This is a genomic window from Thermoanaerobacterium calidifontis (assembly GCF_055381745.1).
On record NZ_AP042436.1, the window covers coordinates 1,060,424 to 1,082,902 of the forward strand.

Sequence of the window (22,479 nt, forward strand, 5' to 3'; positions counted from 1 at the left end):
TTTGCTTGAAGAGAATTTTGTTTGATATAAGCGATAAATTTTATCAAGTGGCATATTTGGAAGATGGCTTGTTAATTGAATATCATGTTGAGAATTCTGATAAAAAAAGCATAGTAGGAAATATTTACAAAGGAAAAGTAAAAAATACTATAAAAGGCATGCAAAGTGCTTTCATTGATATAGGAATAGATAAAAATGCGTACCTATTTGTGAATGATGTTAAAGGAATTCTAAAATCAAATTCTTCAATAACTAAATATGTGAAACCTGGACAAGATATAATTGTTCAAGTTTTAAAAGATTCTATAGGACTTAAGAATCCGAGAGTTACGACAAATATATCGCTGCCAGGAAAGTATGTAGTGCTTATGCCTGATTCTGATCATGTTGGCATTTCTCACAGGATAGAAGATGAGAAAAAGCGAATGGAACTGATAAATATTGCAAAAAGAGTCAAGCCGGATAATGTAGGCATAATAATCAGAACGGCAGCGCAACATGTTGGAGAAGAGGAGTTTGAAAGGGACATAGCTGATTTGTGCAAATTGTATGAAGATATATTGAATAAATCTAAAGTTGCCGGTTCACCTGAATTAATTTACGAAGAAGAAAGTTTCATCACAAAGTACATAAGGGATTTGTCATCATTAATGGTGGATGAAATAATTGTAAATGATGCTGAAGAATACAAAAGGATTTTTGATTATATAAAACAGGAAGGTTTAAAAATTTCAGTAAAATATGAGGATGGAGATTTAGTAGGCCTATATGGGATTGAGAAACAAGTAGAAAGACTTTTAAGCAAAAAGGTTTGGCTTAAAAGCGGTGGCTTCATAATAATTGATGAGACAGAAGCATTGACTGTAATAGATGTTAATACAGGCAAATACACAGGCAAGTCTTCACTGCAGGAGACAATTTTAAAAACTAACATAGAGGCTGCGAAGGAAATTGCATTGCAATTAAGACTAAGGGATATTGGTGGCATCATCGTTGTAGACTTTATCGACATGGATAGCGACAATGACCGTCAGAAACTTTTAAAGGTTTTTGAAGAATCTTTAAAAAGCGATAGATCAAAGTGCAGCGTACTTGGCTTTACACATTTAGGGTTAGTAGAGATGACGAGAAAGAGAGTCAGGTCAAACGTAAGCGAATATTTGCAAGAGAAGTGCGATTGCTGCAAAGGCACAGGGTGTATCGTATCAAGCGATATGATGCAACTTAGAATAAATCGCTCTATAGAGAGAATCTTAAGGAATACAAATGCTAAAAAAATAACTATAACTTCAAATCGCAGAGTACAAAGTATAATCGAGAAAAGCAATATAATAGAAAAGTACATGGGAAAATACGGTGTGGAAATAAGCACCATCTGCAACAGCAAGCTTGATACTGATGAATTTTACGTAGATTATCAGTTGTAATTGACATTTTCATGTTGTTGTGTTAGAATACACTTTGTAGCCGCTCGGAACGGGTTTAAATACTTCGATTGAAGTACCTTGGTTTCCGGCGAGACTGGTAAAGAGGAGGTGCCCTAATGTACGCAATTATAGAGACTGGTGGCAAACAGTACAGGGTTCAAGAAGGCGATATACTCAATATTGAGAAGCTTGATTGTGAAGCTGGCAGCGTATATTCTTTCGATAAGGTTTTGGCTGTGGCAAAGGACGATGGAACCGTTGATTTCGGGAAGCCATATGTTAAAGATGCTAAAGTGGAAGCAAAAGTTCTTGAACATGGTAAAGGTGAGAAGATAATCGTTTTTAAGTACAAGCCAAAGAAGAATGAAAGAAAGAAACATGGTCATCGTCAGCCATATACAAAAGTTCAGATTGAGAAGATCATGTAAAAATGATTAAAGTCAGTATATATAGAAATGATGATAAGGTAAAGAAGTTTGAAATAAAGGGACATGCAGGTTATGATGTCTATGACAGAGATATAGTATGTGCCGGTGTTACGGCAGTGGCACAGACGGCTGTCCTTGGATTGGAATCAATTGACACAGTATCTTTAAAGAAGAAAGTAAAAGATGGATATATGTATGTTGAAATAGAAGATTACGGTGCTGGTGAAGATGTTATAAAGTCTTGTGCCATTGTAGATGCGATGGTGCTGGGGCTTAAAGACATTGAAAGAGACTATCCAGCGTACGTAAAGGTCTTTGATAGGAGGTGTGATGGATGAAGCTGCAGTTATTTGCTCATAAAAAAGGTATGGGAAGTACCCGTAATGGACGTGATAGCGAGGCAAAAAGGCTTGGTGTAAAAAGAGCTGATGGACAGTTTGTCTTAGCAGGAAATATTCTTGTAAGGCAGAGAGGTACAAAGATTCATCCAGGTGCTAATGTGGGCAGAGGAAAAGATGACACTCTGTTTGCATTAATTGACGGATATGTAACATTTGAGAGAAAAGGCAAAGACAAAAAACAGGTAAGCGTATATGAGAAAAGGAAAGAAGTCCTGGCATAAGCCGGGATTTTCTTTTTTGTGGTGGAATGTATGGTATAATATAGGTAAATTGAAATTTAGCTTAAGGAGCTGATGCAGATGTCTAAACGGGAAGATGAATTTTTGATAAAATACATAAATTTAAAAAGGCATGAGTACATAAATGACCTTCAAGTTTTGCTAGGATATGCACAGCTTGGTAAGTCTGATAAGATTTATGACTACATTCAAAAAATCATTGATGAGTGCAACAATGAGCGCAATGTATTTAATAGCGATATGGATAGTATCATGAATTTTATTAAAAATAAGATAGAAGAGAAATAAATTTAAAGTGGGTGATGATGTGTTTATAGACAGTGCGAAAATTTATATAAAGTCGGGAAATGGTGGAAATGGTGTTATATCATTTAGAAGAGAAAAATACGTAGCGTATGGTGGTCCTGACGGTGGTGATGGAGGAAAAGGCGGTGATGTGATATTTATTACCGATCCTAATATTTCTACTTTGATGGACTTTAAATACAAAAGGAAATACGTTGCAGAAAGTGGTGAGAATGGCAGCGGAAATAACAAATATGGCAAAGATGGTGATGATCTATATATTAAAGTTCCTGTTGGAACTCAAATAATAAGGGATGACACCAATGAGTTGATAGCAGATCTTGCAAAACCTGGGCAAAAAGCGATAGTATTGAGAGGTGGCAGAGGCGGAAGAGGGAATGCAAAATTTGCTTCAGCAACTTTAAAAACTCCAAGATTTGCAGAAAGCGGTGAGGAAGGCAAAGAGCTTTATGTGAGATTGGAGCTAAAGTTATTAGCAGATGTAGGTCTTGTAGGGTTTCCTAATGCTGGAAAGTCCACATTGCTTGCTTCATGTACAAATGCAAGGCCTAAAATAGCAAATTACCCATTTACGACCTTATATCCCAATTTAGGTGTCGTATACCATAAAGGAAAGTCCTTTGTCATGGCTGATATACCAGGACTTATTGAAGGCGCCCATAAAGGAGAAGGTCTTGGATATGACTTTTTAAAGCATATTGAGAGGACAAAGTTGATATTGCACATTGTGGATGTATCAGATCCGATGTCGGATCCTATAGACGATTTTAAGAAAATAAATGATGAAATGTATTTGTACAGCGACAGATTAAAAGAAATTCCGCAAATTGCTGTTTTAAATAAAATAGATGCAGTTGATCCGTCATCGATTAATTTAAATGATATCATTGCAAAGATGAAAAATCTTGGATATGATGTCTTTAAAATATCTGCTATGACAGGTGATGGTATTGACGGACTTCTTGATAAGACGATAGAGATGCTTGACAAGTTTAAGGTAGATGTTGAGGAAAATACAGAAGACGTCATTATCTACAATATGCCAAAGGAAGAAGAAACTGTTGAAATCGAAGTAAAAAATGGTGTTTACTATTTAAGTGGAACGAAAATAGATAGATTGTTGAAAAGAGTAAACCTTCAAGATGAAAATTCACTTAGATATTTTGAAATGATATTAAAAAAGTCCGGTGTGATAGATATGCTTAAAGAGAAAGGATTTAAAGATGGAGATGCAATAAATGTGAGGGATTTTGAATTCGAGTATTATGAATAAAAGATATGCTGTTTATCTAATATTGTCTCTAAAAGTTTATTATTGTATAATTTACGTATGAAAATTGTTTTTGAATTTCAAGTGGAGGATATTTAGATGACTAACAACTTACAAAGGATTGGCATTATGGGTGGTACTTTTGATCCAATACATTTTGGCCACCTTGTCACAGCGGAGGCTGTCAGAGATCAATTTAATTTGGACAAAGTTATATTTGTCCCGTCAGGAAATCCGCCACATAAAGTCAAAAGAAACATTACTGATAAGAGAATAAGGTATTTGATGACTATCCTTGCTACCGTTACAAATCCGTATTTTGAAGTATCTGCTATTGAAATAGAGAGGGAAGGGTACACGTATACTATTGATACTCTGAAAGAATTTAAAAAAATATACGGAGAAGAAACACAGATATTTTTCATAACAGGTGCTGATGCCATACTAGAAATTTTGACATGGAAAAACGCTGAAGAGCTTTTAAAGATGTGCAATTTTGTCGCTGCCACAAGGCCGGGTTATGCTGGCGATAGCATAAGCGAAAAGATTGATTACATCAAGAGAATATACGATAAAGATATATTTCAGGTAACTGTACCGTCATTAGCCATATCATCCACAGACATACGCAATAGGGTATCTGAAGGCAGACCGATCAAGTATTTGTTGCCAGAGTCTGTAGAAAGGTACATTGAAAAAGCTGGACTTTATAAGAAAGGTTGATAGTGTGGATTTTGAATTTTTTGCTGATAAATTGAAAAAATTATTAAGTGATGAGCGATTTAATCATTCATTAGGTGTTATGGAGACGTCTGAAAAATTGGCTGTAAGATACGGCATAGATGTGGAAAAGGCAAAAATTGCAGGATTACTTCATGACTGCGCAAAAAATTTAAGAGAAGATGAGCTTGTTGCCTTAGCAAACAAGTACGGAATTCAAATAGATGACGTCTTAGAAAAATCGCCAACATTGCTTCACGGACCTGTAGGAGGATATATGATAGAAGACTACTTTGGCATACATGACGATGAAATAAAACGCGCCATAATGCTGCATACTACCGGAGATAGAGATATGACGCTTTTGGATAAGATAATATTTTTAGCTGATTATATAGAGCCAAACAGGAATTTTGATGGAGTAGAAAACTTGAGAGAGATGGCATATAAAAACCTTGATGAAGCAGTGATTATGGCATTAGACGAAACAATAAAATATGTGATCGAGAAAGGACAGCTTTTATACCAGAAAACAGTAATTGCTCGCAATGATATGATAATAAAGACAAAGTATATTTGATAAAATTTTATGTTCGGAGGTATTACATTGGATAAGAAAAGCACTGAGCTAACATTAAAAATTTTAAAAATACTGGATGATAAAAAAGCACTTGATATTAAAGGACTATATGTGGGAGAGCTTACTACAGTTGCCGATTATTTTGTGATTGCCAGTGGTACATCTACAACTCATGTAAAATCTTTATGTGATGAAATTTCAGAAAAACTTGCTGAAGATGGTGTATATGTAAATCACATAGAAGGTTACAATTCGGCTACGTGGATACTGATGGATTACGGTAGCATTGTAGTTCATATTTTTACTAAAGATGAAAGAAACTTTTACTCATTGGAAAGGCTTTGGGGTGATGCCAAAGAAATAGCTCTTGACAATGCTTTATCAGATTAGTATAATGAATTTAATATAAACCTCCGTGGCCTGCAGAGAAGGCAGGGAGGTTTTTTTGTAATCTTGTATTCAATAAATTATTTAATCTTTAAATTAGTTTAATTTATATTTGAAGTTTTAGGGGGGATATAAGTGCCTACAAGAGTACATCCACTATTAAAAAATTTTATACCAGTTGTAGATGGCATCGCCAAAACGTTTGGCAAGAATTGTGAAGTCGTTCTTTACGATTTTTCAAATTTGCAAAGTTCTGCAATTGCTGTTGGAAATGGACATATTACAGGCAGAGAGATTGGAAACCCTATACCAGAAGCTATTCTAAAATCGCTTAAGGCAAATAAAACTGACAACGAAGTCAATTTCAAAACTAAGGGAAGAGATGGAAAGATACTAAAGTCTACCATTTTATACATTAAAGATGATGCTGGAAAACCGATAGGATGTTTGTGCATAAATATCGACATTTCAGAATATATAATGGTTAAGAATACGTTAGAAGATCTCTGTGAGATAAGCGATGGGGAAGAAGCTCCGGTTGAGCCTTATGGAGGAAGCGTAAACGAAGTGTTGGAGAACATTGTAAACACTACGATAGAGAATTACGGGAAACCTGTCAACTTTATGTCTAAAGAGGAAAAAGTCAATATGGTTAAGATGCTAGATGCCAAAGGCACTTTCTTAATAAGAGGTGCGATAGACTATGTTGCAAAAATACTGTGTGTCTCCAGATATACCATATACAATTACCTCGATGAGATAAGAGTAGGGGATGACCTTAGCAAATATTAAAATTGATTATGGGAATGTGCATAAGTTGCATTCCTTAATATTTTGGCCTAAAATATATTTTTAAAGGTGGCGCATATCTTGTATACTGTGTCTATTGAAAATTGTCCTTCTTATTCTCAAAGTGATGTAAAGGTTGCATTGGAAAATTCATTTAAAAACTTAGGTGGGATTGAAAAGTACATAAAAAAAGGACAGAGAGTCTTTCTTAAAGCAAACCTTCTAAAGAAAAACAGACCGGATGATGCTGTAACGACACATCCTTCAATAGTTGAAGCAGTTGCAAATGCTATTAAAGCAATTGGAGCTATACCTGTCATAGGCGATAGTCCAGCAGGGCCTTTTTCTTATAGAGCTTTAAAGTCGATTTATGAATCGACAGGCATGGCAGATGTTGCAGCAAGAACTGGTGCTGAATTAAATTATGACACAGAAGAAGTAGAAGTAAAAATACCATCAGGAAAGATTATCAAACAAGCTACTTTTATGAAAGCACTTATGGAATGTGATGCAATTATATCGATGCCAAAATTGAAGACACATGGTTTGACGGTTTACACGGGAGCTGTGAAGAACCAGTTTGGTGCCATACCAGGGCTTGTAAAAGCTGGTTATCACCTTTCAATGCCGGATGTAAAAGATTTTTCAGACATGTTGATCGACATAAATACAATTTTAAAGCCAGTATTGGCGATAATGGATGCTGTAGTTGCTATGGAAGGAAATGGCCCGTCTGCTGGACGTCCAAAAAAAGTCGGATTAATTATTTCATCGGATGATGTTTTTGCCCTTGATACAGTAGCTACATCAATCATCGGTTTAAAACATCAAGATGTGCCGACAGTTTTTATGGCGCAAAGGCGTGGTTTGGGTCGTATGGAAGATATAATAATCGCAGGTATAAACATGGAAGACATAAAAGTAGATGATTTTGATATACCGACATTAAGAGGATTTAGCGTGACTGAAAAAATTCCACCATTTTTATCGCGATATTTAGATAGACATGTAAAGCCGTATCCGATTTTTCATCATGATATATGCAAAAGTTGTGGAATATGTGTGTCAAATTGCCCTCCTAAAGCGCTAAAAATGGTTGGAAATAAACCAGTTGTAGATCTTAAAACATGTATTAGGTGTTTTTGCTGTCAAGAGCTGTGTCCTCATAAAGCAGTAAGCATAAAAAAGCCATCAATTGCAAAATTGTTTTATAGATAAAAAAGGGTTGTTCACCCTTTTTTATTTTATAAAGATAAATTTATTTCTCGCCCTCTTTTTAAGCCATAGCAGAATTGATATCATCACTATTGCTAACCCAATTAAAAGTTCAGCGTAAGATCTGATTGTACTGTAATCTTTAATTACAGTAGTTTTAGTTCCATTGTAGTATGTTCCTAAGTAATTTTTATAAACCGACTCATCCGCTATAAGCTGTACGCTTCCGATGGATTTTCCATTTAGTGTAAAATTAATCATGCCTAATGTAGTCCCTTTTTTTACAGGTGCATTTATATTTTTATCGACCGAAATAGATGACTTAATACTGCTTTCTTGTCCTTTTGGAACCACATAGTAGAATGAGTCTTTCGCAATAAGAGGTAACTTAAACTTTACCTTTCCGATGTCTGCGTATGTTACGATTGAATTTTTCTCTAAAGGATTTACAAGGTCAAAATTATTAAAACCATAGTTTAGCAATTTTATCGTATCTGTCCATATGTTTGTACCTTCATCACCCATGATTACAGATATCAATCTGTGGCCATTTCTTGTGGCAGATCCTACAAAAACTTGATTAGCGGCAATAGTGTAACCGGTTTTTACACCATCTGCCCCGTCGTAATGAAAGCTTGTGGGTTTTATCAATCTATTGCTTATCCAGAGATCTCTCGGTTTGTCAAATTTGTTTGTTGGCGGTATCTGGTAATGTATAGTGCTTACAATTTTTCTAAATGTAGCATTTTTCATCGCATACCTTGCTATTAATGCCATATCATATGGTGTTGAATAATGATCAGTATTTGGCAATCCATTTGGATTGACAAAATGGCTGTCTTTAGCACCAATTTCTTTTGCCTTCTCATTCATCAAATTTGCAAAACCCTGTATGCTGCCGCCGATATGGTCAGCTACTGCAATTGCAGCATCATTAGCAGACTCTAAAAGCATAGCATAAAGTAATTGCTCTAATGTAAGCTTTTCTCCTGGTACAAGGTAGATAGAATTTCCATCGACATTTTTAACATCATCATTTACAGTTACTACATTATTTAATTTTCCTTTTTCAATGGCGATAATCGCCGTTAAAATTTTTGTTGTGCTGGCAGGATACATTCTTTGATTCATATTTTTGTCGTAAAGGACTTGACCAGTAGTGAAATCCATCAGTACCGCTGTAGGCCCTACGATTTGCGGTGGATTTTCCATTCCATATACTTTTGGTATAAAATTAATCAAAAATATAATAACCGTAATAATAGAAACTATTTTTTTCATGCTTTTGCCTCCATATACGCTTATAATTTTAGTATATCAAAAAAATATGAAATTTAAAAAGGAATTTATATAAAAATGTAGAAATATTTATATAGCAAAATCGAAAGAGGTGAAATATGATTAAATTAACGAAAAGTCAACAATATGGAATCATCGTTTTATTGATAGTAGCTTCATTATTGACTGGGTATTTTATTTATGAAAAAAGCAAACCTCAAAGGGATGATATTGTCAGTATTAAAAGCGATGAGAATTTAATAAACAATTCCAATATAGGTAAAACATCAGAAAATGAAAAAGCCAAAGAAATAAAAGTATATGTCACTGGCTTTGTCAAATCGCCTGGAGTATACACTATGAGAGAAGGCGATAGAATCGATGATGCTATAAAAATGGCAGGAGGAGCTTTGGATGGTGCAGATCTTTCAGATATAAATTTAGCCGAAAAGTTAAAAGATGAGCAGATGATAAAAGTGCCGAAAATAGGAGAAAATTATGCTTCTAACGATAAATCCAGCAGTTCCAATGCAACAAATGGAAAGATAAATATTAATACTGCTACAAAAGAAGAGCTTGATACGCTGCCGGGAATTGGCGAAGTCACTGCACAGCGCATAATAGATTTTAGAGAGCAACATGGCAATTTTCAAAGAATAGAGGATATTATGAATGTTTCAAGGATTGGGCCAAAGCTTTTTGAACAAATAAAAGATAAGATAACAGTTGATTGAAATGTAAATTTGTTCCATATAGAACATAATGGGGAGAAATTATGAAGAAATACGTGTCAATACTTTTGATATTTCTATTGCTGTTTTCAAATATTAAAACGATTTATTCTGACCCTGCATCAGATTTAAAAAATGCTCAGGATGAGGAACAAAAAATCATAATTGAGCTATTTAATTTAGACATGGAAAAAGTAAGAGCATCAAATTTATTGGAAAAACTCAATTCTGAAATCGCAGATACCACAAAACAAATCGACTCAATGGAAAAAGAGATATCAGGCATAAGCAGAGAAATCGTGAATGAGAGAAATAATATAAAAAGTTGGTTTAGGTTTTTGTACATGAATGGTACAAACACCATATTATCTCTTTTACTGATGTCAAACAACGCATCAGAGCTTTTGCACAGATTGATATACATAGATATAATTACTAATTACTTTTACAACAAATTAGATCACATAAATTACCTCTTAAAAAATAAAAAAACTGAAGAAGAGGCATTAACCCATCAGAGAGATGAATTGAGGAAAAAAATAGAAGAACAAAGAAATGCGATTTTGACTTTAAATAAATTAGAAAGCGAAAAGAGTGCAATGCTTGACAATATCAAAAAGCAAATTAGTGATTATCAAAGAATATTAGACATAAGCGCATCGGTGGAAAGCGGCTTACCATCTCTTGACTTTTTGCTAAATAATATTTCAAAATTGCCTTGGAACAGCCTTCAGCCTGATAACTTCGATATCCAGGTTGATTCGGTATCGGCATCATTTAGCGATGAATCAATAAGCAATATGATAGACAATTATAATGATGTATTGAAAAATGTAAAGATCACATTCGATGATAGCGGATTTACTTTATCTGATGGGGATAATTACACTTTATATGGAAATTTTGAGGTGAATGATGGAAAAATTGATTTCAATGTAACCTCAATCAATGTAAAAGGTGTGGAGATAACAGGGGAAGACTTAAACAATCTTATAAAAAATTACAATACTGTTTTGGATTTTGAAAGTCCATTAAAGCAATATAAATTAGTAAGTGTCGAGACAACTACTGGTGAAGTGAAGTTCACATTGTCAAGGATAAAATAAAAATATTTTTTTTGGCTGTTTAGTATGTTAGACTTATATTAGATTCTTATGAGGAGGAATAGCTATGAAAGAAATAGTTTTAGCAGGTGGATGTTTTTGGGGTGTCCAAGCCTATTTTGACACCATAGGAGGGGTAATTGAGACGAAAGTTGGATATGCAAATGGAAACAAGGAAAACCCAACATACGAAGAAGTCTGCACAAATACGACAGGTTTTGCTGAGGCCTGTTACATAAAATACGATGAAAGTATTATATCGTTAGAAGATTTACTGAGAAGCTATTGGAAGATCGTAGATCCTACACTTAAGAATAGGCAAGGCAATGATATAGGTACGCAGTACCGTACGGGGATTTACTACATAGATGACGGCGATCTTAATGTGATATTAAGGTCTAAGGAAGAAGAGCAGAAAAAGTATGAAAAGCCGATAGTTACTGAAATTGAACCGCTTAAAAATTTTTACGACGCTGAGGAATATCACCAGAAGTACCTTAAGAAAAATCCAAATGGTTATTGCCATATACCAAGAGAACTTTTTGAAAATAGGTAAAACGAAGGGGCATTTTTAGTAAGCCCCTTTTTAATCTATTTTCCGCTTTTGATGGAGTGAGCTATTCTGGAACATGCTGCAGCAACTATTGCAGCTACTAAATCATCTATAAATGTATTGCACCTTTCGTCTTTATGTTCATTTAATGTTCCTATTATGCCGAGTTTTACTTTATCTAAATAGCCATAGTTAGTAAGTCCAATTGATCCGTAGATGTTGGTGATGCTTAAAGCTAAGATTTCATCAATGCCATACAGTGGTTCATCTCTTTTAAGAATTGATAGAAGTGGTTCTTCAAGCATGTTTTTCTCTGCAAGTTTGTCAAGGGTTATGCCTGTTAATACAGCATTTTGAACTTCTCTCTTGTCTAAAACTGCATTTAAGCTTTCTATCGCTTCATCCATAGTTAGATCGTAATACTTTTTTTGAAGCTCTAATACAAGTTTAGCCATGTCTTCAATATCTACTCCACGTTCTTTTAACAAATTTACGATTATATCCTTCATTTTGCGCCTCCTTAAAATATTAATGTCGTGTAACCATATATTATGTGCAATTGTTGAAAAATATTATATATTAAAGTATAATCTAAATTAGTTTTAAATCCAATAGACAGCTGGAAAGGGATGTTTATATGAACGAGGTAAGAGTTAGATTTGCACCAAGCCCAACAGGCAATTTACATATTGGCGGTGCCAGAACAGCGCTATTTAATTGGCTTTTTGCAAGGCACAACAATGGAAAGTTAATTTTAAGAGTTGATGATACAGATTTAGAGCGTTCAACTGGAGATTCAATGAAAGCCATATTAGACGGGCTTAAGTGGCTTGGCATCGATTGGGATGAAGGGCCTGTATATCAGTCAAAAAGACTTGAGATGTATAAAAAGTATGCTGATGAGCTGGTACGACAAGGCAAAGCTTATTATTGTTTTTGCACGAAAGAAGAGCTTGATGTAATGAGAAGCGAAGCGCAAAAGGCCGGAAAACCCCCTATGTATACAGGTAAATGTAGGAATTTATCGCCTGACGAAGTAAAAAAGTACATAGATGAAGGCAAAAAATACGTCGTACGATTGAAAGTGCCAAAGGAAGGAAAAACGGTAGTGCACGATATAATCAGAGGTGATGTTGAGTTTGACAATTCAACGTTTGATGATTTTATCATAATGAAGTCAGATAATATGCCTACATACAATTTCGCAACGGTAATAGATGATTATGAAATGAAGATAAGCCATGTAATAAGAGGAGAGGAGCATTTATCAAACACTCCAAAGCAGATCCTTATATACGAAGCATTAGGGTTTGAAAAACCAGAATTTGCACACGTTTCGATGATATTGGCGCCTGATAGAAGTAAACTCAGCAAAAGACATGGAGCTACGTCTGTACAAGAGTTTAGAGATTTAGGATACTTGCCTGAGGCAATCATAAACTATATCACACTTTTAGGATGGGTGCCGTCAGATGGCGAAGAAGTGTTTACTACAGAAAAAAGTGTAAGAGAATTTACTTTAGATAGAGTATCTAAAAATCCGGCTATATATGATACAAAAAAGCTTACTTGGTTAAATGGCATTTACATAAGGGATTGCGATGTAGATAGATTGACAAAAGAAGTCATACCATTTTTGATTAGCAAAGGATTAATAGGCGATGAATACGATTATGATTATATAAAAAAGATTGTAAGTGCTGTAAGAGAAAGAGAAAAGACTTTAAGTGAAATAGCAGATGCTATGTCATACTACTTCAAAGATGATTTTTCCTACGATGAAAAGGGCGTTAAAAAGTATTTTGAAAAGGATGGAGTCGAAAACATACTTAGAGAAGCCGTTGAAGCACTTAAGACAGTAGATGATTTTAATTTAATTGAAACTGAAAATGCGTACCGTGATTTGATAGAAAGATTGAACATAAAAAGCGGTGATTTGTTTCATCCAACAAGGCTTGCTATATCTGGCAGAACGTTTGGACCAGGTTTATTTGATATAATGGAGCTATTGGGCAAAGAGAAGACTGTTGAAAGGATAGAAAAAGCGATAAAGTATATTGAAAGCATTAAACAAAAGTAAGAGGATATTCTGTTCTCTTACTTTTGTTTAAATATAACTTTTACGGTAAACTTAATTAGGAGATGAACCTATGGGAAAGCTTTATTTGGCTTATGGCAGTAATATGAATTTTACGGAAATGATGAAAAGATGTCCAAATGCACAACTGATAGGGCCTGCCATAATCGAAAATTGGAAACTTGTATTTAGAGGCAAAAATGGTTTTGCTTATGCCACAATTGAACCATCAAATGGCAGTTTTGTACCGTCTCTTTTGTGGGAAATAGGAAAGAAAGACGAGGATGCTTTGGATAAATATGAAGATTATCCGTATCTTTATAGGAAAGAGATTGTAGAAGCAATTTGCGAAGGCAAATCAATAAAAGCCATGACATATATAATGAATCCGGGAAATGATGTAGGAAAACCTAGCAAAAGGTATTACAATGTAATAAAGCAAGGTTACATAGATGCGGGTTTTGACGTTGAACTTATAGAGAATATTTTAAGAAATTAACATAAACGTTACATGTATTTAATATGGACATAACAATTTTCTTGTAATATAGATGTTGACAAGTAGATATAAATTTTTAGGTTGGAGATGAAGAGAAACCGTTAATGTGATTAACAATTTTATAGATTAATTGTTAATCTATAATGGTTTCTCTTTTTGATATTTACTGATATTTAGATGTGAGGAGGTGAAGTATTGAAGAAAGATGAGTTCTTGAGAAGGCTTGACAGCAAAAAAATGATCGCTGCCGTCAAAGAAGAAAGACATATTGAAAGAGCAGTTAATAAAAACTTAAGTGGTGTTTTCTTACTTACAGGAAATATTGCTGTAATAAAAAAGTATGTAGACTTTTTTAAATCAAATGATATGTTTACATTTGTTCACATAGAGAAAATTGGAGGTATAAGTTTCGATAAAGAGGGGCTTGAATTTGTAGCTAATTATGTAAAGCCAGATGGGATAATTACCACAAAAAACAGTCTTATAAAGATTGCAAAAAAACTTAATATGTTGACAATTCAAAGATGTTTTATGATAGATACAGATGCATTGAAAAAAGCGATAGAGATTTCGAAAGAAACACAACCTGATTTTGTTGAACTTATGCCAGCTTTAATGCCGAATGTAATTCGAGAATTTACTGAAAATACAAATGAGCCTGTCATAAGTGGAGGGCTAATTAAAACAAGTGAACAAATGATAAACGCTTTGTTAAATGGCGCGATTGCTGTTTCAACAGGCACTCCAAGATTATGGAATGTAGATGTATCAAAAATGTATGAGGAGGTGTCGAAGTGGAGAGAACGGAATCAATTGCAAACTTTAGTAATGCAATAGAGGATAATAGTGACCTAAAAGATGATGTAATAAAATTTAAAAACAACATTGAACCGTATTTATACCTTTTACCATCTGCTATAGTTTTTGCGACATTTGTTTTTTATCCATTTATAAAGACTGTTTACATAAGTTTGTTTTTAACAGATCCACAAGGGAACTTAGGCAAATTTATTGGATTACAAAATTATATAAACATTTTTAAATCTGCTGATTATTTAAATAGCATTTATTTAACATTAAAATTTGTAATTATGACTGTTCCTTTAGAAATGATTGTTGCATTCATTTTGTCTGTTTTTGCTAATCTAAGACTTAAAGGTATTGAAGTTATTAGGACAATATACACATTGCCTATTGCTATATCGTCGGCATCAGCCGCAGTAATATGGATGCTATTATTTAATCCCAGTATAGGATTTATCAACTACATACTCAGTTTTTTTGGGATACACGGTATAGGATGGCTAACCGATGTAAAATACGGAATGATTTCAGTATCAATAGTAAATGTATGGCTTAATGTAGGGATAAATTTCATTTTTATGCTTGCAGGATTGAAAAGTATATCGAAAGACCTTTATGAAAGTGCTCAGATTGACGGAGCCAACATTTTTGTACAGCATATTAAGATAACTATACCAATGCTTTCTCCTACATTGTTTTTCCTAATTACTGTTGACTTTATAAACGCCTTTCAAGAATTTGGAGTAATAAATATTATGACACAAGGCGGACCAGTCAATTCTACTAACGTCATGGTTTATTCGATATATAGAGATGCGTTTTTTAATTTCAGATATGGAAATGGAGCGGCGGAATCGATAATCCTTTTTATACTGCTTTTAATATTCACATTATTACAATTTGCTTCAAGTGAAAAGAAGGTGTTTTATAAATGACAGACTATGTGAGGTGGTTAATTAAGAGAGTTTTGCTATATTTAGTTAACATTATTCTAATATTTGTTGTGGTATTTCCTATTATTTATGCCATATCTGTAAGCTTTATGCCTGATAGTGAAGCTTTTCAATATCCACCAAGATTAATACCAGATTCATTTTATTTAGGCAATTATATTGAGGCACTTAAATCAGTTCCAATACTGCGGTTTATATCAAATAGCTTTATTGTTTCGATAATCATCACTATAGGCCAAATATTGACATCAAGTTTAGCTGCATATGCATTTACATTTTACGAGTTTAAAGGGGAAAATATAATTTTTGCCATATTTCTATCGACTATGATGATACCGGCGGAAGCTATAATAATAGCAAATTATCTTACTATACGGCAGTTGGGACTATTAAATACTTATGCAGGGCTCATCTTACCATATTTAAGCTCAGCATTAGGAATATTTTTATTGAGACAGTTTTATTTAACTATTCCAAAAGATTATTATGAAGCTGCTCAGCTGGATGGTTGTACGAGATTTGGATTTTTAATAAAAGTGGTGATGCCTCTTTCAAGGCCGGCAATTGGTTCTTTGGCTGTATATTCTTTTTTGATTACGTGGAATCAGTACATGTGGCCGCTTTTGATAACTAATACTGATGATATGAGGACAGTACAAATAGGCATAAGCATGTTACAATGGTCAGACTCACAATCGTTTGGGCTTATCATGGCTGGCGTAATCATGATTTTGATTCCTTCTATCATGATATTTATTTTTGGACAAAAGCAGCTTGTAGATGGCTTAAACGCCGGTGCATTGAAAGGCTAAATAAATCATTAAAAGAAAGGAATGATTTTAAAAATGAAACGACTAAAGAAAATTTTATCTATCGCATTAATTGGAAGTGTATTATTTTCAGTCACATCATGTTCCAATGGCACAAAACCATTGACATCATCCAATATCCAACAAAATAAAGACAAAGTTATAGAGATAACATTCTGGCACTCAATGGGTGGAAAAGGGGGAGAAGCAATAAACAAGATGGTAGACGACTTTAATAAAACACATCCTAATATCAAAGTTACTGCTCAATATCAGGGAACCTACGATGATGCGTTAAACAAATTGAAAACATCAGAACAGTCAAAATCAGGACCAGATATTATGCAAGTGTATGATATAGGAACTAAATTCATGATTGACAGTGGTTGGACAACGCCTGTACAAGAATTTATCGATGAAGACAAATTTGATACATCTAAACTCGAACCAAATCTTTTAAGTTATTATACAGTCAATAGCAAGTTGTATTCTATGCCATTCAATTCGTCAACACCAATATTGTATTACAATAAAAGTGCATTTAAAGAAGCTGGTCTTGATCCTAATAGTCCTCCCAATAATTTTAATGAGATAGAAAAATACGGTAAGAAACTTGTGAAAAAAGACGCATCTGGCAAAGTTACACAATACGGATATTCAATGGCGATATATGGTTGGTTTTTTGAACAGTTCATGGCAAAACAAGGTGCATTGTATGCCAATAATGGCAATGGCAGAGATAGGGTAGCGACAGCAGTAGCATTTAACAATGATGCAGGCTTAAATATTATTAACTGGTGGAAGAGGCTTGTTGATGAAGGCGTTGCGGGTAATTTTGGAAGAAAAACAGACGATACTAAAAATGCATTTATTGCAGGTCGAACTGCTATGATTATAGAATCAACAGCTTCATTGAAATCAATATTGGACGGTGTAGGAAATAAATTTGAAGTTGGAACAGCGTATTTACCAGCATTAAATGATAGTAAAGATGGCGGAGTAATAATTGGTGGTGCATCGCTGTGGATACTTAACAATAAGCCGAAAGAATACCAAAAAGCAGCGTGGGAATTTGTAAAATTTATGGTTTCTCCAGGAGAACAAGTGTTTTGGAATGAAAACACAGGATATTTTCCAGTGACAAAGGAAGCTTATGATTTACATGAAATGAGTGCACATTTGGAAAAGTATCCGCAATTTAAAACAGCAATCGAACAGCTTCATTCGACACCTATAAATAGAGCAACACAAGGAGCATTAATAGGAGTTTTCCCTGAGGCAAGGCAAATAATAGAGCAGAATATAGAAAAAGTTTTAAATAATCAGGCTACACCAAAACAAGCTCTCGATGCTGCCGAAAAGAGTGTCAATAGTGCACTTGAAAATTACAACAAAACATTAAAATAAGCAGAATATAGAATTTTATCAAAAAAACATAGCATTAATAGCTATGTTTTTTTTGATAAAGAATTTTTGATATTTTTGATTTGAATTTGACTATTCGATGGAAAGGTACTATAATATAATATGAAATTTGTTATAAATTTAACTAATAGGAGGTTATAAAAATGTGGGAAACAAAGGTGAATCCTAACAAAGTTTTTGAACTTCGCTGTAAAAATACGACTTATTTTGGCGTTGGCAGTATACATAAGATAAAGGATATATTAGAAAATTTAAAAATTAATGGCATTAATAATGTTATTTTTATAACAGGAAAAGGCTCATATAAGACTAGCGGAGCTTGGGATGTCGTAAAACCTGTATTAGATGATCTTGATTTAAAATATTCACTTTACGATAAAGTTGGCCCAAATCCTACTGTTGACATGATAGACGAAGCAGCCAAAATTGGACGTGAATCTGGAGCGAAAGCCGTAATTGGAATTGGCGGTGGTAGTCCGATAGATACTGCAAAAAGCGTGGCTGTGCTTTTAAAATATACTGATAAAAATGCAAGAGAACTTTATGAGCAAAAATTTATTCCTGACAAGGCTGTTCCCATCATAGCTATAAATCTTACACATGGTACAGGAACAGAGGTAGATAGATTTGCAGTAGCTACTATACCTGAGAAAAATTATAAGCCAGCTATAGCTTATGATTGCTTATACCCCATGTATGCTATAGACGATCCTTCGCTTATGACAAAGCTTGACAAAAAGCAGACGATAGCAGTTACCGTTGATGCTTTAAATCACATTACGGAAGCCGCTACAACACTTGTTGCATCTCCATATAGCATTCTTACGGCTAAGGAAACAGTAAGATTGATTGTTCGTTATCTTCCTGCTGCTGTAAATGATCCTTTAAATATAGTGGCAAGATATTACCTTCTGTATGCTTCTGCATTAGCTGGCATATCTTTTGACAATGGCCTTTTACATCTTACTCACGCTTTAGAACATCCTTTAAGTGCTGTAAAACCTGAAATAGCTCATGGGTTAGGACTTGGAGCAATATTGCCAGCAGTTGTAAAAGCTATTTATCCAGCTACAGCAGAAGTATTGGCTGATGTATATAGTCCTATAGTTCCTGGTTTAAAAGGACTGCCTGCTGAGGCGGAGCATGTTGCAGAAAAAGTTCAGGAATGGCTTTTTAATGTGGGGTGCACTCAAAAGTTATCTGATTTTGGGTTTACGAAAGATGATATTCCTAATCTTGTGAAACTTGCTAAAACAACTCCTTCCCTGGATGGATTGTTATCTATTGCACCTGTTGAAGCTACTGAATCTGTCATTGAAAAGATTTATTTAGAATCTCTTTAACTTTGATAAAAAAATGTCTTGTTTTGTTAAATTTATTACGATTTTGTTAAATGATTAGACAATTCGTTGTTTTTAATGTAAAAATATTTGACATTAGTCATATAAATATATAATATATCATTAAGTGAAAAATTATGTCTGGTATAAAGCCAGACATAATTTATTACGAAATCTTGGAGGTGTGAAAGCAATGAACGAGATTTTAGAGAAGAAGCAATTGAATCCCACTGTCAAAATGATGGTTATAAACGCTCCACTGATGGCGAAAAAGGCGGAACCTGGACAGTTTGTCATAGTGAGAGTAGATGAAAAGGGTGAACGCATTCCCTTGACAATAGCAGATTACGATAGGGACAAAGGCACGATTACTATAATATTTCAAGAAGTCGGCATGAGCACCAAGAAGTTAGGGACGTTAAACGTAGGTGATAGATTGCATGACTTCGTAGGACCTTTAGGAAAACCTGTTGAATTTTCAAAAGATACGAAACGAGTTTTAGCAATCGGCGGAGGTGTTGGAGTTGCGCCGCTTTATCCAAAAGTAAAAATGCTAAATGAGATGAAAGTATCAGTGGATAGCATAATAGGCGGCAGAAGTGCAGAGTACGTCATATTAGAAGATGAAATGAAAAAAGTTAGCGAAAACCTTTATATAACGACGGATGACGGCACAAAAGGCCGTAAAGGCTTTGTAACAGATGTATTAAAAGAATTGATAGAAAAAGGCAACAAATACGATGAAGTAATTGCAATTGGGCCACTGATAATGATGAAGATGGTATGCAATATAACAAAAGAATACAACATACCAACTATGGTCAGCATGAACCCGATAATGATAGATGGAACTGGAATGTGCGGAGGATGCAGAGTCACAGTTGGAGGAGAGACAAAATTTGCATGTGTCGATGGTCCAGCATTTGACGGTCTTAAAGTAGACTTCGATGAAGCAATGAGAAGGCAGAATATGTATAAAGATATGGAGAGGAAAGTATTAGAAAATTATGAGCACGAATGCAAGTTAGGAGGCATCTTAAATGGCTAACATGTCTTTAAAAAAAGTACCAATGCCTGAACAGGAACCAAATCAGCGAAACAAAAATTTCAAAGAAGTTGCATTAGGGTATGAAGAAAACATGGCTGTTGAAGAAGCCGAAAGATGTATTCAATGCAAGAATCGGCCATGTGTAGAAGGTTGCCCTGTTCACGTAAAAATACCTGAGTTCATCAAACTGATAGCAAATAGAGATTTTGAAGGAGCATATCAAAAGATAAAAGAAACGAATAATCTACCTGCAATATGCGGAAGAGTATGTCCACAGGAAAGCCAGTGTGAATCAGTATGCACAAGAGGCAAAAAAGGAGAACCTGTAGCCATCGGCAGGCTGGAGAGATTTACAGCAGATTGGCATATGAAAAATAATGAAGATAAAATAGAAAAACCAGAGACAAATGGCAGAAAAGTTGCTGTTATAGGATCTGGGCCTGCAGGACTATCATGTGCAGGTGATCTTGCAAAAATGGGATATGACACAACCATCTTTGAAGCATTTCATACTCCAGGCGGTGTTTTAATGTACGGTATCCCAGAGTTTAGACTTCCAAAAGAAATAGTGCAAAAAGAAATTGATTCGTTGAAAAAATTGGGAGTAAAAATAGAAACCAACATGGTCATAGGCAAGATACTTACAATCGATGATTTATTCGATATGGGGTATGAAGCAGTGTTCATAGGGACAGGCGCAGGATTGCCTAAATTCATGAATATACCTGGAGAAAACTTAAATGGAGTTTACTCAGCAAATGAATTTTTGACGAGGATTAACTTGATGAAAGCTTATGATTTCCCTAACAGTCCCACTCCTGTAAAAGTAGGTAAGAAAGTTGTCGTTGTTGGTGGTGGAAACGTGGCGATGGATGCAGCAAGATCTGCAAAGCGCATGGGGGCAGAGGAAGTGTACATCGTATATAGAAGGTCAGAGGAAGAAATGCCTGCAAGGCTTGAGGAAATACACCACGCAAAAGAAGAAGGAATCATATTTAAGTTATTGACGAACCCTGTAAGAATCATTGGTGATGAAAGTGGCAATGTAAAAGGAATCGAATGTGTTAACATGGTTTTAGGCGATGTAGACGAATCAGGTAGAAGAAGACCTGTAGAAGAAAAAGGTTCAGAGCATGTAATAGATGTAGATACAGTTATTATAGCAATAGGACAAAGTCCAAATCCGCTTATAACATCCACGACAGAAGGTTTGGAAAAGCAAAGATGGGGTGGAATAATAGTCAACGAAGAAACATTGGAGACAAGCCGCAGAGGAGTTTTTGCGGGCGGTGATGCTGTGACAGGCGCAGCAACAGTAATACTTGCAATGGGAGCTGGTAAAAAAGCTGCAGCTTCTATACACAAATATTTAAGCGAAAAGTGATTTTTAACTGTAAAACACCATTTAATTGCGTTGTATATGGTCAAATGCAATAAATGGTGTTTTTGTCTTTAAAATTTGATTAACTTTAAACGCAAAAAAGCAACGCTTTTAAAAGCGTTGCTTTTAGAAGTAGCCTTAAGGGGAGTCGAACCCCTGTCTTCGCCGTGAGAGGGCGATGTCCTAGGCCACTAGACGATAAGGCCAAATATTGGCTGCCGAACTAGGATTCGAACCTAGACTAGATGATCCAGAGTCACCGGTGCTACCGTTACACCATTCGGCATCAACTGACAGAACTTATTATAGCATGGGTTTTTATTTTTGACAAGGGGGTGTTAAAAAATTTTTATAAAAAACCAACTTGTTTTGAGTGTTTACATATTAAGTTAAATGCTATATAATATCCTTTGAAGTTATATACTGTATACATAAAAGGGGGGATATGACAATGGCACATATTATTACAGACGAATGCATAAGCTGTGGTGCTTGCGCTGCAGAATGCCCTGTAGATGCTATTCACGAAGGCACAGGAAAATACGAAGTGGATGCTGATACATGTATAGATTGTGGTGCATGTGAACCAGTATGCCCAACAGGAGCTATTAAGGCTGAATAAGATTAACGAAAAGTCCCTTTCAGGGGCTTTTTGTTTAATTGACTTAAAAATTTCAAAGTGGTATAATCTACAATAATATATTTTAGATAGATTA

The 22,479-nt window shown here is 34.7% G+C and carries 26 protein-coding genes and 2 tRNA genes; 24 read left to right on the top strand and 4 right to left on the bottom strand.

Features of this window, described 5'->3' with window-relative positions; all coding sequences use genetic code 11:
- Positions 1-5 precede the first annotated feature (5 nt).
- The 11 genes from ACZ42G_RS05265 (at position 6) to ACZ42G_RS05315 (ending at position 7,765) form a co-directional block, all read left to right on the top strand.
- The gene (locus ACZ42G_RS05265) at positions 6-1,427 is read left to right on the top strand and encodes an Rne/Rng family ribonuclease (protein WP_464851768.1); all 1,422 of its coding nucleotides are present in this window, start codon (positions 6-8) and stop codon (positions 1,425-1,427) included.
- 116 nt (positions 1,428-1,543) lie between these two features.
- Positions 1,544-1,855: a 50S ribosomal protein L21 gene (gene rplU / locus ACZ42G_RS05270; protein WP_464851769.1), complete on the top strand. Its 312-nt coding sequence runs from the start codon at positions 1,544-1,546 to the stop codon at positions 1,853-1,855.
- A 2-nt stretch (positions 1,856-1,857) separates the two neighbouring features.
- Entirely contained in the window at positions 1,858-2,193 is a 336-nt protein-coding gene (locus tag ACZ42G_RS05275) for a ribosomal-processing cysteine protease Prp (RefSeq protein WP_085112647.1), read from the top strand.
- The gene (gene rpmA / locus ACZ42G_RS05280; RefSeq protein ID WP_013788327.1) at positions 2,190-2,477 is read left to right on the top strand and encodes a 50S ribosomal protein L27; all 288 of its coding nucleotides are present in this window, start codon (positions 2,190-2,192) and stop codon (positions 2,475-2,477) included. Before ACZ42G_RS05275 ends, rpmA begins: the two co-directional genes overlap by 4 nt.
- A gap of 78 nt (positions 2,478-2,555) precedes the next feature.
- On the top strand, positions 2,556-2,783 hold the full coding sequence (locus tag ACZ42G_RS05285; protein WP_085112646.1) for a Spo0B domain-containing protein: 228 nt from the start codon (positions 2,556-2,558) through the stop codon (positions 2,781-2,783).
- A 19-nt stretch (positions 2,784-2,802) separates the two neighbouring features.
- Entirely contained in the window at positions 2,803-4,074 is a 1,272-nt protein-coding gene (gene obgE / locus ACZ42G_RS05290; protein ID WP_085112712.1) for a GTPase ObgE, read from the top strand.
- 96 nt (positions 4,075-4,170) lie between these two features.
- The gene (nadD, locus tag ACZ42G_RS05295; protein WP_464851773.1) at positions 4,171-4,794 is read left to right on the top strand and encodes a nicotinate-nucleotide adenylyltransferase; all 624 of its coding nucleotides are present in this window, start codon (positions 4,171-4,173) and stop codon (positions 4,792-4,794) included.
- Positions 4,795-4,798: 4 nt separating this feature from the next.
- Positions 4,799-5,371, top strand: a complete 573-nt coding sequence (yqeK, locus tag ACZ42G_RS05300; protein ID WP_274892632.1) for a bis(5'-nucleosyl)-tetraphosphatase (symmetrical) YqeK — start codon at positions 4,799-4,801, stop codon at positions 5,369-5,371.
- A 9-nt stretch (positions 5,372-5,380) separates the two neighbouring features.
- A complete protein-coding gene (rsfS, locus tag ACZ42G_RS05305) occupies positions 5,381-5,761 on the top strand; it encodes a ribosome silencing factor (RefSeq protein ID WP_085112644.1) in 381 nt (126 codons plus the stop codon).
- Between the two features lie 132 nt (positions 5,762-5,893).
- Positions 5,894-6,550 carry a helix-turn-helix transcriptional regulator gene (locus ACZ42G_RS05310; protein WP_464851776.1) on the top strand — a complete coding sequence of 219 codons (657 nt, stop codon included), beginning with the start codon at positions 5,894-5,896 and terminating at the stop codon, positions 6,548-6,550.
- An 87-nt stretch (positions 6,551-6,637) separates the two neighbouring features.
- Positions 6,638-7,765: a DUF362 domain-containing protein gene (locus ACZ42G_RS05315; RefSeq protein ID WP_464852113.1), complete on the top strand. Its 1,128-nt coding sequence runs from the start codon at positions 6,638-6,640 to the stop codon at positions 7,763-7,765.
- A 21-nt stretch (positions 7,766-7,786) separates the two neighbouring features.
- Here the strand turns inward: ACZ42G_RS05315 and ACZ42G_RS05320 are convergent, their stop codons facing one another.
- Complete coding sequence (locus ACZ42G_RS05320) at positions 7,787-9,043, bottom strand: D-alanyl-D-alanine carboxypeptidase family protein (protein ID WP_464851778.1); 1,257 nt, start codon at positions 9,041-9,043, stop codon at positions 7,787-7,789.
- Between the two features lie 116 nt (positions 9,044-9,159).
- Here ACZ42G_RS05320 and ACZ42G_RS05325 point away from each other — a divergent pair, with 116 nt between their 5' ends.
- From ACZ42G_RS05325 to msrA, 3 genes are all read left to right on the top strand, one after another.
- Positions 9,160-9,774, top strand: coding sequence for a helix-hairpin-helix domain-containing protein (locus ACZ42G_RS05325; RefSeq protein ID WP_464851780.1), 615 nt, complete (start codon positions 9,160-9,162; stop codon positions 9,772-9,774).
- Positions 9,775-9,815: 41 nt separating this feature from the next.
- Positions 9,816-10,877, top strand: a complete 1,062-nt coding sequence (locus ACZ42G_RS05330) for a coiled-coil domain-containing protein (protein ID WP_464851782.1) — start codon at positions 9,816-9,818, stop codon at positions 10,875-10,877.
- A 64-nt stretch (positions 10,878-10,941) separates the two neighbouring features.
- Positions 10,942-11,430: a peptide-methionine (S)-S-oxide reductase MsrA gene (gene msrA / locus ACZ42G_RS05335; protein WP_464851784.1), complete on the top strand. Its 489-nt coding sequence runs from the start codon at positions 10,942-10,944 to the stop codon at positions 11,428-11,430.
- A 35-nt stretch (positions 11,431-11,465) separates the two neighbouring features.
- Here msrA and ACZ42G_RS05340 read toward each other — a convergent pair whose 3' ends face one another.
- Positions 11,466-11,936, bottom strand: a complete 471-nt coding sequence (locus tag ACZ42G_RS05340) for a phosphatidylglycerophosphatase A family protein (protein WP_013788315.1) — start codon at positions 11,934-11,936, stop codon at positions 11,466-11,468.
- Between the two features lie 128 nt (positions 11,937-12,064).
- On the opposite strand from ACZ42G_RS05340, the gene gltX reads away from it, so the two are divergent.
- The 9 genes from gltX to gltA all read left to right on the top strand — a co-directional run bounded on the left by gltX (position 12,065) and on the right by gltA (position 21,766).
- Positions 12,065-13,507, top strand: coding sequence for a glutamate--tRNA ligase (gene gltX, locus ACZ42G_RS05345; RefSeq protein WP_464851786.1), 1,443 nt, complete (start codon positions 12,065-12,067; stop codon positions 13,505-13,507).
- Between the two features lie 70 nt (positions 13,508-13,577).
- Positions 13,578-14,003 (top strand): gamma-glutamylcyclotransferase family protein, encoded by a 426-nt coding sequence (locus ACZ42G_RS05350; RefSeq protein ID WP_085112637.1) that lies wholly within the window; start codon positions 13,578-13,580, stop codon positions 14,001-14,003.
- A gap of 195 nt (positions 14,004-14,198) precedes the next feature.
- Positions 14,199-14,840: a glycerol-3-phosphate responsive antiterminator gene (locus ACZ42G_RS05355; RefSeq protein ID WP_274892640.1), complete on the top strand. Its 642-nt coding sequence runs from the start codon at positions 14,199-14,201 to the stop codon at positions 14,838-14,840.
- Positions 14,798-15,742, top strand: coding sequence for a carbohydrate ABC transporter permease (locus tag ACZ42G_RS05360; RefSeq protein WP_464851788.1), 945 nt, complete (start codon positions 14,798-14,800; stop codon positions 15,740-15,742). Before ACZ42G_RS05355 ends, ACZ42G_RS05360 begins: the two co-directional genes overlap by 43 nt.
- Before the next feature lie 68 nt (positions 15,743-15,810).
- A complete protein-coding gene (locus tag ACZ42G_RS05365) occupies positions 15,811-16,572 on the top strand; it encodes a carbohydrate ABC transporter permease (RefSeq protein ID WP_464851789.1) in 762 nt (253 codons plus the stop codon).
- Positions 16,573-16,605: 33 nt separating this feature from the next.
- Entirely contained in the window at positions 16,606-17,976 is a 1,371-nt protein-coding gene (locus ACZ42G_RS05370) for an ABC transporter substrate-binding protein (protein WP_464851791.1), read from the top strand.
- A gap of 161 nt (positions 17,977-18,137) precedes the next feature.
- Positions 18,138-19,337, top strand: coding sequence for an iron-containing alcohol dehydrogenase (locus ACZ42G_RS05375; protein WP_464851792.1), 1,200 nt, complete (start codon positions 18,138-18,140; stop codon positions 19,335-19,337).
- 190 nt (positions 19,338-19,527) lie between these two features.
- Positions 19,528-20,382: a sulfide/dihydroorotate dehydrogenase-like FAD/NAD-binding protein gene (locus tag ACZ42G_RS05380; protein ID WP_464851793.1), complete on the top strand. Its 855-nt coding sequence runs from the start codon at positions 19,528-19,530 to the stop codon at positions 20,380-20,382.
- Position 20,383: 1 nt separating this feature from the next.
- A complete protein-coding gene (gene gltA / locus ACZ42G_RS05385; protein ID WP_464852115.1) occupies positions 20,384-21,766 on the top strand; it encodes an NADPH-dependent glutamate synthase in 1,383 nt (460 codons plus the stop codon).
- A 130-nt stretch (positions 21,767-21,896) separates the two neighbouring features.
- Here the strand turns inward: gltA and ACZ42G_RS05390 are convergent.
- Positions 21,897-21,969 (bottom strand) — tRNA-Glu (locus ACZ42G_RS05390).
- Positions 21,970-21,975: 6 nt separating this feature from the next.
- Positions 21,976-22,049: transfer RNA gene (locus tag ACZ42G_RS05395), tRNA-Gln, on the bottom strand.
- Between the two features lie 165 nt (positions 22,050-22,214).
- On the opposite strand from ACZ42G_RS05395, the gene ACZ42G_RS05400 reads away from it, so the two are divergent.
- Positions 22,215-22,385 carry a DUF362 domain-containing protein gene (locus tag ACZ42G_RS05400; protein ID WP_013788306.1) on the top strand — a complete coding sequence of 57 codons (171 nt, stop codon included), beginning with the start codon at positions 22,215-22,217 and terminating at the stop codon, positions 22,383-22,385.
- The last annotated feature ends 94 nt before the right edge of the window (positions 22,386-22,479 follow it).